This window comes from Pedobacter sp. GSP4 (assembly GCF_051857575.1).
Lineage (GTDB): Bacteria > Bacteroidota > Bacteroidia > Sphingobacteriales > Sphingobacteriaceae > Pedobacter.
Window position 1 is genome coordinate 717,504 of the sequence record NZ_JBPZIR010000002.1, and the last position, 15,583, is coordinate 733,086.

The following is a 15,583-nucleotide window of genomic DNA, read 5'->3' on the forward strand; positions in this document are numbered from 1 at the left end:
AACAGGCATTAGTTTTTAAAATAAATATTTCGGACTATATTGGGCATAATTGGTTTCCATTTATCCTGATGTACCCTTATGACTAAAAATATATTCATTGCCTCTGCCGAACCTTACACAGGAAAATCGGTAATCGCATTCGGAATGATCAATATGCTGCTGGCAAAAACCCAAAAGGTAGGCTATTTTAAACCCATTATTGCGCAGGATGATCCTAATCAAAAAGATGAGCATATTGAAGCCATGCTGGATTATTTTTCACTTCCAGTAAATTATGAGGATGCTTTTGCTTTTACCAGACAAGAGATGCTGCATCAATCAGATGATAGTGGCGCCTTGATCAATACCATTATCAGTAAATACAAAAAACTAGAAGATAATTACGATTTTACGGTGATTGAGGGCAGCGATTTTTTGGGCGAGGGCATTGCTTTCGAGTTCGAATCGAATGCATTGATGGCTAAAAATTTAGGCGCCCCGGTTTTAATCGTGGTATCGGGCAAGAATAAAACGGCCAGTCAGCTTTTTAAAACAGCCATTAACATTTACCGCAACTTTTTACTCAGGGATGTACAGGTATTGGGTGTGGTTGCCAATATGGTTAATCCCGATGAAGCAGAGCGGATTAAGCAGGCCTTAACCAACCAGCTTCCGGCCGAACTGCTTATTGCCGTAATACCTACCGAAACAGGACTGCAAAGCCCTACCATGAAAGAAATTACACTGGCATTGGGCGGCGAGGTGCTTTTTGGTGCCGAGCTGATGGATAACCAGGTTGATAATTTTGTAACTGGTGCCATGATGCTGCCCAACTTTTTAAGGCACATTAAAGATAACCTGCTTATTGTAACCCCTGGCGATCGGGGCGACATCATTATCGGTTCATTACAGGCCAACTTATCGGCCAATTATCCTAAAATTGCGGGAATTGTATTAACTGCCGGAAGCGTTCCTGATGAACCGATTATAAAACTTATTGAAGGTTTACAAACCATTATCCCGATTATATCTGTACAGAAAGGTACTTTCGAAACCACTACAACCATTGGTGGTATCCATTCCAAAATTACCATAGAGAACAAAAAGAAAATTGCGTTGGCCATTGAACTTTTTGAAAAATATGTAGATAGCAAAGCACTGGATAATAAAATCATCACTTTCAGTTACCAAGGCATTACGCCGCACATGTTCCAATATCAATTGGTTAAATGGGCCAAGCGTGATAAAAAACACATTGTTTTACCAGAAGGGAACGACGAACGGATACTAAAGGCTGTAGAAAAACTGATTGCCCAGGATATAGTGGACATTACCCTGTTGGGAGATCCGGCAGAAATTGGTTCAAGCATCAAAAGGCTCGGACTGAATTTGGATATCAATGTCTTGAAAATATACGATCCGGTACACTCCGAGCATTATAACGATTATGTAGATACCCTGCATGAATTGCGTAAAGCCAAAAATGTTAACCTCGAAATGGCGAGGGATATGATGACCGATGTTTCGTATTTTGGAACCATGATGGTATATAAAGGCGATGCAGATGGAATGGTATCGGGCGCGGTACACACCACCCAGCACACCATAAGGCCGGCATTACAGTTTGTTAAAACCAAGCCAGGGGTATCGGTCGTTTCATCCATCTTTTTTATGTGCCTGCCAGAGCGTGTGGCTATATTTGGCGATTGTGCGGTAAACCCCAACCCCACCGCACAGCAACTTGCTGAGATTGCCATTTCATCGGCCGAGAGCAGTGCCAAATTTGGTATCGAACCACGGATTGCCATGCTCTCATACTCGTCGGGTACATCAGGCGAAGGCGAAGATGTAGAACGCGTGCGCGAAGCAACAGCCATTGTTAAATCGAGGCATCCGGAATTAAAGATTGAGGGACCGATACAATATGATGCCGCAGTTGATCCGCTGGTTGGCCAACAAAAGCTGCCGGGCTCAGCAGTGGCTGGAAGAGCAAGTGTGCTTATTTTCCCTGATCTGAACACCGGCAACAACACCTATAAAGCCGTACAACGGGAAACCGGGGCATTAGCCATTGGCCCAATGCTTCAGGGATTAAACAAGCCAATAAACGATTTAAGCCGTGGCTGTACGGTTGATGATATTTTTAACACCGTTGTAATTACAGCGATTCAATGCCAAGATATTTAACATGAACATTTTAGTCATTAACTCAGGAAGCAGCTCTTTAAAATACCAATTGTTTAAAATGCCCGAAAAGGCTCCTATATGCAGCGGTCTGGTAGAGCGGATCGGCATTGAAGGTTCGTTTATCAAACACAATGTTTTTTCTAACAACAGTAAGCACAGCATAGAGCTATCTGCCTTTATTGCCAACCATGGCGAAGGCTTAAAACAGGTTTTAGCTTTATTAAGCGAAGGAGAATATGCGGTAATATCCAGTCCGGATGATATTTCGGCAGTTGGCCACCGCGTAGTACATGGCGGTGAGCATTTTGCCGGTGCCACATTGATTACCGATGGCGTTAAAAAAGAGATTAAAAAACTATTTTCTTTAGCACCTTTACACAATCCGGTTAATTACAAATGCATAGAAGTTGCCGAACAAACTTTTGTAAAAGCCAAACAGGTGGCGGTATTTGATACAGCTTTCCATCAAACTATACCGCAACAGGCCTATCGTTACGCCATACCCGAATGGTATTACAAAGAACACGGCATTAGGGTATATGGCTTTCATGGCACCAGCCACAAATATGTAAGCGAACAGGCCATTAAACAGTTAAATAAAGTTAGCAGCAAAATTATCAGCATCCATTTGGGCAATGGCTGTAGCATTACGGCCATTAAAGATGGTAAATCGGTTGATACCAGCATGGGCTTTGGTCCGTTAAGCGGATTGATGATGGGCACGAGGTCTGGCGATATAGACCCTTCGGTGATCTTTCATTTGATGGAACATTCGGGCTATACCTTAGATCAGCTGAGTACATTGCTGAATAAACAATCGGGGCTTTTGGGCGTTGGTGGTTCGAGTGATATGCGCGACATCAGAAAGCTGGTTGGCGAAGGAAACCAAGCGGCAGTTTTGGCGCTCCAGCTGTATGCCTACCGCATCAAAAAGTTTATTGGCGCCTATGCTGCCATACTGAATGGTATAGATGCCATTGTTTTTACCGCAGGTGTTGGCGAAAACGATAGCAATATGCGCGAATCAGTTTGTACCGGGATGGATTATCTGGGTATCGAATTAAATACGGAACTAAACAATGCCTACAAGGGCGAACTTAAAGAAATCAGCAATACCACATCTAAAGTTAAAATAATGGTGATCCCAACCAACGAGGAATATGAAATTGCGCACCAATGTTTTGATCTTTTAACCATTAACTAATTTACTCATGAACCTATCTTTCCCGATCCTAAAATCATATACTTATCTTAACACCGCAAATTCAGGCATCTTATCAACCGAAATAGCCGCATGGAGAACCGCCCACGATGAAGCTTTTATTGCAGGAGGCAGCAATTTCAGACTAGAAAATGCCAACATTATCGGTAACCTCCGAAACAATCTGTCTTCATTTTTTGGTCCGAAAGCTGATAACACCTACCTGACACAGAATTTTTCAATTGGTTTTAATGCTTTATTGAACGGTTTAGAAAAAAGTCACCGCTTTCTTTTGTTGGAAGAAGAATATCCTTCAGTAAGTTTTCCGGTAATAAGCATGGGTTTTGAGTATCAAACAGTTCAGATTAATGCAGATTTGGAAAACAACATAATTAAGGCCATCGAAAACTTTAAACCCACTGTATTAGCCTTTAGCATGGTACAATACATTGGCGGCTTACGGATGGACGAGGAATTTATCAAAAAAATAAAAACCACTTATCCCAACCTGTTATTAATTGGTGATGGAACCCAGTTCACCGGTACTACGGTTTTCGACTTCGAAAAATCAGGATTGGATGCTTTAATTGGGAGCGGTTATAAATGGCTTTTGGCCGGTTATGGCAATGGATATGTTTTTCTTTCTGATAAGCTAAAGGATAAACTTTATACCAAAAATAAAATGACTCCGCTGCCTACAGCTCCATTTTTAAAAGATAGGGACCACTTATCGCTTTATTTTGAACCGGGCCATTTAGATACCTTAAATTTTGGCACCTTAAACCAAAGCCTTACCGCGCTGGGCAGCTTGGGTTTCGAACATATTGAAAACACTACGAAAGTGCTTAGCAATGAGGCAAGACTGGCGCTACACTCACGTGGACTGATTGCAGATTGGTTAATGGACAGAAAATATCAATCAAACATTATGAGCTTGCCCTTGGATGAAAAAAAGGTTGCGCAGTTGGCTAATGCCAAGATACTATGCTCACCAAGAGGTGCTGGCACGCGTATTTCTTTTCACTATTACAACACGGAAGCCGATTTAAACCACCTCTTAGAAATTTTAGACCGAAATTAAAAAAACTTTGTTTTCAAATGTATAGTAGTTTAGGATGTACCTACTAGGAAGACGCTGAAATAAATCCGATAGCCATCGGATCAGCCTGAGGAACTGGCGAAACGAAATGGCTAAAATTGGCAGATACGAATAAAATGTTAATCGAAATCAGGTTATGCGTAAAGATTAAATAATATTGTTACAAACGATATTGAAAAATATGCGTTAAATAATTAGGAAAACATTATTTAACTAAACGATATCCTTATGCACACGCAACCTACAGAAAACACCAACATTACTGTTTACGTCCAAGATGATACTGCAATTGAGGATATAAGAGCTTCATTTTTAAACAGCATACTGGAAGATTTAAATAACGAAACAGCATCATTTAATTAGGGCCAGAATGATTTTTTAACGAAAAGAAAAGGGCAAACAAATTAATGTTTACCCCTTTCTATTTAAATTAACGCTCTCGCCACAAAAGTATAAATTATGGCCATACTTTTATGTAACAAATAATGATACATAAGCGCAATTTGGCTAAAGCATTAATGTACAATTTCTTGTGCCCTACGCAGATTATCCGTGGTCTGTAGAATCTTATCGCGCAGTTTAGGGTTGTAATTGGGATGCGATTTTAAAAACCTTTGCACCACTGCATTGGCCTCGGCGCTGTTGTAATTCGAAAATATTGCACTCAGCCACGATTGCGGGAAAAAAATATCTCCTGTTTGTTGTATTTCCTGTAGCAGTGCTAAACTTTCATCAAGGTATCTAAACGAACTGGCCTGCCTTATGGGATGATGAAGATAAGCCAAGGCAGTAGTTGTCCAGGCTTCTTTTGCCCTGTTTTTGCGGTCTTTTAAACTGTTAAAAAAGCCATCACGTTCTTTCACATCAATAGATAGTGCCGGCATTAAATAAATCAGTCTATTTTTACGGTCGTTGTTGTTGATGCGCGATAGCTGCGTTTTTAAAATGGTATTGGCCGTATCGGTTTTAAGGGCCAGGGTTAAAGCCAAGGCAGTGTAGTCATCTTCTTGTAGCTTAACGCCCTCAGGCGCCGATTGATTTTGCCATATTTCATACATTTTCTTTGCTGCTCCTGCACTGAGGTAAGTATTTTGATAGGCATTAAAAAGAATTTTTTTCTGATTTGGCATTTCTTGCTTTTGCAATGCAGCCCAAATAGATTGCTCCAGGTTTGCATGTGTTGCCATTCTTTCCTCCTGTTTTAAAAAGGTCCAGTAAATTCCTGTTAAGTAACCGGTAATTAACCTCAAATTCATTTCATTGTTTTCAATGTCCAAACCTTTAATGTATATCTCCAACAATTGCTTGGGCGTAAAACCTTTTCCCGAAAGCATATTTTCGTAACTATTAATATAGGCTGATGCTCTTTCCAAAGGATCATTGAGCGCATATACCCTATCCATCATCATTTTATCAACAGGAAATACGCCGTAACCTTCGCCATTAGCATTAAAAAGGATGTATTGCGGTTTGGCAAGTCCGTTTGCTTGCGTTAAAACAGTTGTGGCATTAACCGCATTTACCAGTAACACTTTGGTATGGCCTGGGTAACAAAGTTTAAGGGTAAAAGCCTGCGGCCAAATGCGTTTATCGCCCGTTTCACTTTGCTGGGTGATGGCTAAACGGCTTATTTTTCCATCCTTATATTGAATATTGTAATCAAATACCGGACGGCCGGGCTGGTTAACCCAAACTTTGTTCCAGTTATAAAGATCCTGTTTGGTATAATTACTCAATATGGTGATCAGATCATTCCAAGTGGCATTACTATACGCATATTTTTTAAGGTATACCCTTATTCCATTTTGAAAGGCGGTTTTCCCCATCAGCAGTTCCAACTGGCGCATCATTATCGGGGCCTTGTGGTAAATAATATTTCCGTACATAGATCCGGCTTCCTGCAAATTATCCAACTGTTGGCGAATGGGATTGGCACCCAAAGTCCTGTCTACACCGTAGGCCGCAGGATAATGATCGCGCAGAAATTTGAGGTTAAATGTATTTTTGCCCATTAATTTCTCGGTTACCTTATCGGCCATAAAATTGGCGAACACTTCTTTCATCCATACATCATTAAACCATTTCATGGTAACCAGATCGCCAAACCACATGTGCGCGGTTTCGTGGGAAATTAGGTTGGAACGTGAAATAAACTGATCTTTTGTGGCTCCTGCATCTAAAAACAGATCGGATGATTTGTACTGCACCTCGCCAGGGTGCTCCATCCCCCCGAACTGAAAATCGGGAATGGCGGCAAAGCCAATTTTTTGAAAAGGATATTGAATAGCAGTCCAGTTTTCTAGAAAATCAATCGCATGCTGATGCGCAGCAAAAACCGAATCGACACTCAATTTAATTTTAGCTGAATCTGTTTCGCGGTGCAGAAATTCCATCCCACGGTTACTTATTTTTTTATGGATGTAGGTATATTTTCCGGCGGTAAAAGAGAACAGGTAGGTAGGCAGTTTATCCGAATTGTTAAAATTATAGGTGGTGGCATTACCCTTCACCAACGAATCTTTTTTGCTTGCATTTGCCAATACTTTCCAATCGTTCGGCACGGTAAGCGAAAGCAAAAACCTCGCTTTTAAATCTGGCTGATCAAAGCAGGGAAAAACAGACCTTGCATGGTCGGGAACAAAAAGTGCGTATAAAAAATCCTTATTCCTGTTTAGCGATTCGTTACCGGCAATAAACTCAAAGGTTATACGGTTATTGCCCAACCGCAAATATTGGGCAGCTATTACGACATGCTCGTTTTCAAAATGCACAGGAACCACCTGGTTATTGGCCAAAACCTGCTTTAAATGGCTTGCATTCTGCTTAAAATCTACCTGTAGACCTTGTATTTTGCTCAAGCTGAAACCGATGCTTTCTGTCCCTTTAATTAAGCTATCTTTCTCAGCCGGAACAACAAAATGAACCTGGTATTGAATATTGCTAATGGTTGCACTTCTGGCGTTGGCCAAAGCAAGTGATACACCGGGTTCAACGGCAACAGTTCCAGGTTTCTGCTGTGCAAAAGCCGTTGCAGATAATAATAAAAAAAAGTAAAAATATCTAATCATAAAGTTCATGCTAGCAGCTATTTAAGCCTCTTGATCATAATTAAGGTTGCATTAAGTTCGCTGCCAAGGGAAATCTACTGTATCTTGTACTGTATATCTCCCGAACAAGGCTTAATATAACCATCTTAATTTTTATGGCGAATTTGCTTTAAAGTTTAACCGTAAAAGTGATTATATAATATCAAAATCGCAAGATTTTCTAAAAAGGGGTAATATTAAGCTGTAATTTCTAAGAATGGGAGCAGACATTTGAAATGAAAATGAAATTGCGGTAACCAACAACCGCGATTATTTTAAATAAGTTGAAGACTTTGATCGCTTAATATTTAAGCTAAATGATCAAAAAAGACGGCTCAAAAATTCAGGAAAATTTTGGTTTTAATCTCAAAAAAATAAGGAACCAAAAAGGATTGAGCCTTCGTGCCATGGCAAGAAACTGCGAAATAGACGACAGTAACATTTCGAAAATTGAAAATGGCAAATTTAATGTTCAGCTTGCCACTATTTTTGAACTGGCAAAGGCTTTAGATGTTCATCCTAAAGATTTACTGGATTATGAATAGCCTCTCCGGTTATAATAGTTCAGTTTTTAAAATTTAACCCCCTACATAAATTACCCACGGCGTTACTCTATTAACCTGAGTTCCATTAATATTTTATGCTTAATGACCGCAAAGTACACAAAGAAAAAAGCACGGAGTACACAGAGTAGCATTGGCGATAATCTGAAGAAAAAGACCTTTCGCTGAGCTTAGGATGACAGCGAGGTCCATTAATTGTCATTCTGAACGCAGTGAAGAATCTTTTTTAGTAAAGAATCTCAATCTGTGCATCTGTGGCATTTTTAATTATGCAGCTTAATCATTTTGATTATGCAGCTTAATCATTTTGTCCATGCAGCTTAATTTATTTGCCCGTCATTGCGAGGCACGAAGCAATCTTAATGCACACGCGAGGTAGCGATCGTTATAAGATTGCTTCGCAGGCTGAAAAGCTATAGCTATAGGGTGCAATGCAGTCGAGAACCCGAATGCTCAGTGAAGCTAAATCTTTATTAACCTCATTCTTCCCTAGAAAGCCAGCTATTCATTATCAAACAAAAAAACATCCTAAATTTTCGTATTCTGATTAATCGAACTCAGGTTATTAAGTAATAAAGCAAGTTCGGCTTTCTCATCTACCTCTAATTCAATCATCCCGTTAAAGAGGTCAAAAATCTGATCGCGCTGATCGGAGCGCAGCAAAAGATCCAGTAATCTGACCAAAGTTTTCTTCTGACCGGTGTTTAAGCTACCAAAAAGCTTAGGCTCCACCTCGTACAAGGCTTTGATCAGCTTAACCAGTTCAGGTTTTCTAATTGCAGCTTCTCTTTCGGTAGCATAGCCAGGAAATATATCTTCCTGCACGTAGGTTTCTATCAATCGGTTGGCATACTCTTTTAAAAAAGGTTTGCGTTTACTTTTTAGGTATTCGGTAAGCTCTTTAATTAAAAAACGGTATTCTGCAGATGATTTGGCCGCACCAAATATGGCTACCTGACCTTCACTCTCAAAACTTTTAAAGTCAAAATCATGGAAAAAATCGCTATCAATATAAATGCTGTGGAAATAATCGTCGCTTTTTTTATTCAGGGTAGTATAATCTTTATACACTTCTTCTCCGCCGGCTAAAAAATAGTATTTAGACAATTCTCTGTGCAGGTTATCTTTCCAGTGCACATATTTTATCTTAAAATGAACTGAAGTATCGGGGTAAAAGAGCGTAAACTCTTCCGAGCTTTTCATATTATCGCTAAAGTTCAGCGCCATGCCATTCACAATAACCGAATAATTTTTATGCTTATTCAGTTCAATAAACCAGCAAAATTCATTGATTAAAAACGGCAGTACCGTTTCGTCGAAATCTTGTTGCGAAATGCGCAGGTTGGTAAAAGAAACCACTGTACCAGTTTTTCCTCTTGCGGTTGGCAGCGCGGTAAAATCGTGGTTATAATTGTTAAGCCCACCAGTACTGATGTATATTTCACCGTGCCTAAAACCATTTTCGGCCTGATAGGTGGTACGCCAGGTAGCATTGTGTGCAAAAGTAAAGAAAGTAAGCCTCCCTACCCCGTTACGGCCATGCATTTTAGAGGTATGCTTCGGTGCAACAATCTGTATAGCCTTTTCCGATTCAAAAAATGGATCGAATTTCTGCTGTAAACGGTCAAAGTTTATTCCATAACCATTATCGGCAATATCCAAACTTTCTAAATGGCCAAGTGCATTGGCCACGTAATCTATTTTAATGGTATCGGCATTGGCATCAAAACCATTCCAGATGTATTCTGCAATGGCCTGCTTCTCATTATAATTTTTTAATACCTTTTGAATACCCTTGGAGGTAATGTTAACACTAACCGACATATTACTAATTTAATTAGCAAATATAACATTAAATCGTTATGATGGCAGCTACAGCCTAACGATAAGTTTTAAACATGAGGTATGAAACGGAACCATCTAAATTACTCTGCCTGACTAAAATGCCTTCTTAATTTTTCTTCTTCCAGATCGAGCAGCTCCAGCTGTTCTTTAATCAATTGATCGTTAATCTGCTCTTTTTTATTCAATCCTTTGAGTAAAATCCGCTGTTGGGCCATAATATCTTCCAGTGCCAACCTATAATCGTGGTAAAATTCTTCTGCCCTGGCGGTATTTTCTTCCTTTTCCCAATCTCTCAATAGTTCCATCTCTGCTTCTATCCGAATTTTGATTGATCTGATCATATCATTATGGCTTAGTGCCTCATGGTACTTTTCATCCAGTATTTTTAACGAAAGCATCGAAAGTTTTTTCCTTACCAACTGTTTTTGCTGCTCAAAAGAAATGGTATAATCAGGATCGGGCATATTTACCCATTTAATTAAAGGCGGCAGCGTTAAGCCCTGCAACACCAGGGTAACCAATATTACACTAAAAGTAATAAAAAGGATGAGGTTGCGCTGAGGAAAGGCCTCGCCCGATTTTAAAGCAATTGGAATAGAGAGTGCCGCAGCCAACGATACCACACCGCGCATACCGGCCCAGCCAAAAAGCAGGGGCGCATGCCATGTAGGATGCGGATCTGCCGTGGTAATATACCGGCTAATGAAACGGGTAAAATATAGGGCTCCGTACGTACTGGCCAAGCGGGTTATAATGAGCACCAGGCAAATAATAGAACTATAGCGGATTGCAGGCATGAGGCCTTCTTTGCCTAAACCATTAATAATTACCGGAAATTCTAAACCTATGAGCAAAAAAACAAAGCCATTAAGTACAAAAGCTACTGCTTCCCAAACATTTATGGCCTGTAGGCGGCTACGGTGTGTTAAAATACGGTCGCGACGTGCAGATAGGAACAATCCACCGCTTACCACTGCCAGCACACCCGAAAAATGAAACTCTTCTGCCACCATGTACATGGCATAGGGTGTTAAAAAGGTTAAAATAATATCGATGTTGGTTGTAGTGGGCAACCACCTGTGCAGTGCGTAAAAAACAAGGGCAACCAGGATACCGATCAGAATACCCATGGTAATTACCAGTACAAAGTTGCCAGCGGCTTCGGTAAATGCAAAACTTCCGGTAGTTACTGCAACCAGCGCAAACCTAAAAACCACCAAACTGGATGCATCGTTGAGTAAACTTTCTCCTTCTAAAATGGTGGTTAACCTTTTGGGCACTTTAACATTTTTAAGTATGGCCGAAGCGGATACCGCATCCGGCGGAGAAATAATACCGCCCAGCAAAAACCCCAATGCCAGCGTAAAACCAGGAATTAAGTTGTACGATATTAAAGCTACAATACTCGAGGTAAGGATTACAATCGGGAAGGCAAAACTGCTAATAACCCTGCGCCATTTCCAAAAATCTTTCCATGAGGTATTCCAGGCCGCTTCGTAAAGTAAGGGAGGCAAGAAAATCACAAAAATCAGTTCGGGCTCTATCTCAATATTTTGGAGTATGGGCACAAAACTGAGTGCCAACCCTGCAATAACCAATAGTATAGGGTAAGCTACACGTATTTTTTGCGCTAACATTACAATAAAAAGTATAATGGCAAGCAAAAAAGTGTACTGGATAATCTGTTGGTGCATAGTGGATGGGGCTTGGTTCTAAAATACAATTTTTGAATTGAATGCCAAATTGAAATGCTTTGTTCTTTTTTGAGATAAAATTTGGATTTTCTATTATAAAGCCATAATTTCTCCTTTGTAATAGATCATCCCAATTCTTTTACATTGGTTTTATTAATGAAGGCCATTTTTATTGTTGTTGCTTTCTGTGTGGTTAGCGGCCTATGTATTGCCCAACCGGTTATCCGTGTTGAAGCACAATCTTTTAGTAATTTAGGGAAATCAGGGTATTTTTGGCAGGATAGTACGGGCAAAACCCCGTTCGAGGTGGTAGAAAAGTTCGGATCAGAGAAATTTACGGTGGGCAGATCGCCAATTTTTAATGGTGGCACCAAAGGAAAAGTATGGTGGATGAAACTCCGCTTTAGCCGGAAGCCCCAAACTATCCCCTACCTGTTTATCGATTATGCCAGTATCGATTCGCTGTCTCTCTTTTATCGCGATACACTTGGCCGGATACGGCAGGTGCGCTCGGGCATGCTTGGCCTTCAAAAAAATGATGCTCCATTGGGTACCGGTTATGTATTTCCATTACAGCAGGTAAAAGGGCCAATTAGTGATATATATTTGAAAATGCAGACCATGAATTCTTTACTCGTGCCTGTAAAACTGGTAACAGAACCCGTACTGAACCGTGCTATAATTAAAGAATACAGCGCACAGCTTATTTATGTAGGTATTGCGGTAATGATCTTAATTTTTCACATTTTTATGTTCTTTGTTACCCGCAGCAAGCTTTTTGCACTTTATATTGCCAGGATAATCCTGCTCTATTTTATTGCAATGGTATGTTACGTACAAGGTTATGAGCTTTTCTTGGGGCCAACTGTTGCCAGGTTTATCTTTTTACACGCGCACTTTTTTATCGCCCTTGGCTACATTTGCACCATCCTATTTAACAGCAGGTTTTTAAAACTAAAAAGGCGGCTTCCATTGCTGAATAAGGTGTTCAATATCCTTACCATTGGATGGGCCTTAATCTTGGTCTGCTCGTTATGGGATGCCAGAAGCATGACCAATGCATTAACGCAGTTCTTATTTTTTCTTACCTCATCGCTTTTCCTGGTGAGCAGCGTTAAGGTAATTATCATCCGCGGATACTCCAAAACAGCCCCACTGATCAGTTTTTATGTTTTGGGCTGGATTCCTGTTGCATTGGTTTCCATTTATCTGGTACTGAGTTTAATGGATATTATCCCTTTTCAGTCTCATGCATTCAGTTTGCTTACCATTGCCGGGATAATCGAAGGTGTTATGATAAGTTTGGGCCTTTTCGGACAGCGGCTGAAACTGCTTTCGCGGCACAATGCGCATTTCCGCAGGCAGCGCATTATTTTACAGGAGCAGATGGAAGGATATAAAAAACAGTTGCAGGAAAGAACCATTAAACCGGCCACTTATTTATCGCTTAAAGAACTTACTGATCTGGCACATAGCCGCGACCCATCTTTTATGGAAAGGTTTAGGGCAACCGAAACGGTATTTATTGATGAATTGCTAAAGCGCTCGCCACTTCTTTTAACCGCCGAACTGGAGCTTTGTGCGTATATGCGGTTAAATTTCGATACCAAAGAAATTGCCCGCACCTGTAAAATCAGCGTGCGGGCAGTTGAAAGCCGAAAATACAGGATCCGCAAAAAACTGGGTATAGATGGTGAAACCAACATGCAGACCTGGATATTGAATTTAGCTAGAATGTCCTAAATAGCATACAAAACATTTACTGATTTAAAAAGCTTAGTTTATTGAGCAACAGACAGGAAACAGCAGTTAAATCACTTTGATACAACCCTTTACAAAGGCATGCGTATAATTGCGTAGTAACCAAAAACACCTGCCGCACCCTCTTTGCATATAGCTTATCGGAGTACAGGCGGTGCGATACCGTTTTATAACCAAACAAGCGTAATGTTTTTGTCTTGGAGTACCCATTATTTAACCATGTCAACAGAAACGGTCTTATTCGGGATGATTTGTTACACGACTGTTGGCATGGTTTATTAAAAAAACGCGAATTGAACCAAAACAATATAGAGCTGCATAAATATTAGCACCGATTTTATTTTACACACTGAAAATCAATCCTTTAAAAATACTGCGTATCACTGCGTAGACAATAATTTTGAGAACCCTTAAATCCACCATTTCTTTGTCCCTACCTTAATTAAATATGATAACAGATGCTGCGCTATGGGAAGTTTGGACAGGGGACGGTTCTACTTCCCTACGCCGGCATATTAATTAAACTATGAAACTGAATAACACGCCTGCTCAAATCATCCGCAGCATACAGGAATTTTACAATGGCAGAGAGCCTGAAGAAATCTATTCGGAAATGGCTATTGATAAAAACTGCTTTAACGGATGGATAAGAGATTTTGGAGCTATTGCGAATGAGCTTTTAGAACTGAAAGATGAAAATGAAAAACTCAGGCTTATGTTTACCAATCTCAGTCTGGTAAATCAAAGCCTGCGCAATTCGCTCGATAGCTTAACCCGGTCGGATTCAAAGATTATTGATTTCCTAATCAAAAAAAGGAACACGGGCAATCTCCGCCAGCGCTAACGCTCACCAAAACGCAATTTCACAATGCCTCCAAAGATTATGATCATTGATGATCATCCTGCAACTCTTGATGCCCTTAAAATGATTTTCGAATTTGAGGGTTATTTGGTACTGGCGCTTTCGGGTGCCACTCATCTGCATGCCAAGGTAAATTCTTTTCAGCCAGATGTTATTTTAATTGATGTTTTGCTGGGGTTTAATGATGGTAGGGCAATATGCCGAGAATTAAAGCTATCCATACATGCTGCAATCCCGTTACTGATTATGTCATCGCGCATCGGTTTAACCAACGAAAGCTTTTTAACTACACATTGTGATGACTACATGGAAAAACCTTTTGAAATGGAAACCATAGTGGAAAAGGTTAGATTGCTTGTTGCCAAAAGAACACAGGTAGATTAGCTAAATGGGCTAATTTACCTGTGTAATAATTTATTTATCCAAAAAGCTCGCTGCTCAGGTAACGGTCTCCACGGTCGCAGGCTATAAATACAATAACACCTTTATCCAATTCGCCTGCAAGTTTCAAGGCAGCTGCACAAGCGCCTCCAGAACTCATACCGGCAAAAAGGCCTTCTTCTTTGGCCATTCTTCTCGACATTAGGGTTGCATCTGCTTCTGCAATATCCATTATCCGGTCTACCCGTTCTGCCTCGAAAATTTTCGGCAGATATTCCTGTGGCCAGCGCCTAATACCCGGAATAGACGAACCTTCGGTGGGCTGGCAGCCCACAATCTGAATGGCCTCATTTTTTTCTTTTAAAAACCTCGAACAGCCCATAATGGTACCTGTAGTACCCATTGAACTTACAAAATGGGTAATCTGCCCATCGGTATCCTTCCATATTTCAGGTCCGGTAGTTTTATAATGAGCCAGGTAGTTGTCAGGATTTGAAAACTGGTTCAATAAGAAATATCCTTTAGAAACACCTTTTTCTTCTGCGTAATCGCGGCATACTTCAATGCTTTCTAACAAGGTTACCTTGGCGCCAAAAGCCTCCATGGTTACTTTGCGTTCGCGGGTAGAGTTTGCCGGCATTACCAGCTCTATTTCCAAACCATATAGGCTTGCAATCATGGCCAGTGCAATGCCTGTGTTGCCACTGGTAGCTTCTACCAATTTGGTTTCCGGTGTAATCTGGCCGCGCTCTATTGCACTCCTGATCATGTTAAGCGAAGCCCTATCTTTCACACTTCCACCGGGGTTATTGCCTTCCAATTTGGCAAAAATCTTTACTGCCGGATTGATATTCAGCTTTTGAAGTTCGGCCATTGGCGTGTTTCCGATCAGATCGATTATTCCTGCCATACTAATTATTATATA

At 40.5% G+C, this 15,583-nt stretch carries 12 protein-coding genes; 8 read left to right on the plus strand and 4 right to left on the minus strand.

All coding sequences use genetic code 11. The annotated features are described in order from the left end of the window. The first annotated feature begins 78 nt into the window (after window positions 1-78). The 4 genes from pta to ACS5PU_RS06610 all read left to right on the plus strand — a co-directional run bounded on the left by pta (window position 79) and on the right by ACS5PU_RS06610 (window position 4,829). A complete protein-coding gene (pta, locus tag ACS5PU_RS06595) occupies window positions 79-2,166 on the plus strand; it encodes a phosphate acetyltransferase (protein ID WP_439458484.1) in 2,088 nt (695 codons plus the stop codon). A 1-nt stretch (window position 2,167) separates the two neighbouring features. Next, a complete protein-coding gene (locus ACS5PU_RS06600; RefSeq protein ID WP_439458485.1) occupies window positions 2,168-3,370 on the plus strand; it encodes an acetate/propionate family kinase in 1,203 nt (400 codons plus the stop codon). Between the two features lie 7 nt (window positions 3,371-3,377). Continuing rightward, window positions 3,378-4,448 (plus strand): aminotransferase class V-fold PLP-dependent enzyme, encoded by a 1,071-nt coding sequence (locus tag ACS5PU_RS06605; protein ID WP_439458486.1) that lies wholly within the window; start codon window positions 3,378-3,380, stop codon window positions 4,446-4,448. A gap of 246 nt (window positions 4,449-4,694) precedes the next feature. Then, entirely contained in the window at window positions 4,695-4,829 is a 135-nt protein-coding gene (locus ACS5PU_RS06610) for a hypothetical protein (RefSeq protein WP_439458487.1), read from the plus strand. A gap of 152 nt (window positions 4,830-4,981) precedes the next feature. Here ACS5PU_RS06610 and ACS5PU_RS06615 read toward each other — a convergent pair whose 3' ends face one another. After that, window positions 4,982-7,543 carry a M1 family metallopeptidase gene (locus tag ACS5PU_RS06615; protein WP_439458488.1) on the minus strand — a complete coding sequence of 854 codons (2,562 nt, stop codon included), beginning with the start codon at window positions 7,541-7,543 and terminating at the stop codon, window positions 4,982-4,984. A 326-nt stretch (window positions 7,544-7,869) separates the two neighbouring features. On the opposite strand from ACS5PU_RS06615, the gene ACS5PU_RS06620 reads away from it, so the two are divergent. Next, a complete protein-coding gene (locus ACS5PU_RS06620; RefSeq protein WP_439458489.1) occupies window positions 7,870-8,097 on the plus strand; it encodes a helix-turn-helix domain-containing protein in 228 nt (75 codons plus the stop codon). Between the two features lie 546 nt (window positions 8,098-8,643). Here the strand turns inward: ACS5PU_RS06620 and ACS5PU_RS06625 are convergent. Together ACS5PU_RS06625 and ACS5PU_RS06630 are read right to left on the minus strand one after the other, a co-directional pair. Then, entirely contained in the window at window positions 8,644-9,939 is a 1,296-nt protein-coding gene (locus ACS5PU_RS06625; RefSeq protein WP_439458490.1) for an ATP-binding protein, read from the minus strand. A 101-nt stretch (window positions 9,940-10,040) separates the two neighbouring features. Next, window positions 10,041-11,654: a Na+/H+ antiporter gene (locus ACS5PU_RS06630; protein ID WP_439458491.1), complete on the minus strand. Its 1,614-nt coding sequence runs from the start codon at window positions 11,652-11,654 to the stop codon at window positions 10,041-10,043. Window positions 11,655-11,810: 156 nt separating this feature from the next. Between ACS5PU_RS06630 and ACS5PU_RS06635 the strand changes: the two genes are divergently transcribed. From ACS5PU_RS06635 to ACS5PU_RS06645, 3 genes are all read left to right on the plus strand, one after another. Beyond that, window positions 11,811-13,397, plus strand: a complete 1,587-nt coding sequence (locus ACS5PU_RS06635; protein ID WP_439458492.1) for a 7TM diverse intracellular signaling domain-containing protein — start codon at window positions 11,811-11,813, stop codon at window positions 13,395-13,397. A 544-nt stretch (window positions 13,398-13,941) separates the two neighbouring features. Then, entirely contained in the window at window positions 13,942-14,259 is a 318-nt protein-coding gene (locus ACS5PU_RS06640; protein ID WP_439458493.1) for a hypothetical protein, read from the plus strand. Between the two features lie 24 nt (window positions 14,260-14,283). Continuing rightward, on the plus strand, window positions 14,284-14,661 hold the full coding sequence (locus ACS5PU_RS06645) for a response regulator transcription factor (RefSeq protein ID WP_439458494.1): 378 nt from the start codon (window positions 14,284-14,286) through the stop codon (window positions 14,659-14,661). A 34-nt stretch (window positions 14,662-14,695) separates the two neighbouring features. On the opposite strand, the gene cysM is transcribed toward ACS5PU_RS06645, so the two are convergent. Continuing rightward, window positions 14,696-15,568 (minus strand): cysteine synthase CysM, encoded by an 873-nt coding sequence (gene cysM, locus ACS5PU_RS06650; RefSeq protein ID WP_439458495.1) that lies wholly within the window; start codon window positions 15,566-15,568, stop codon window positions 14,696-14,698. Between the last annotated feature and the right edge of the window lie 15 nt (window positions 15,569-15,583).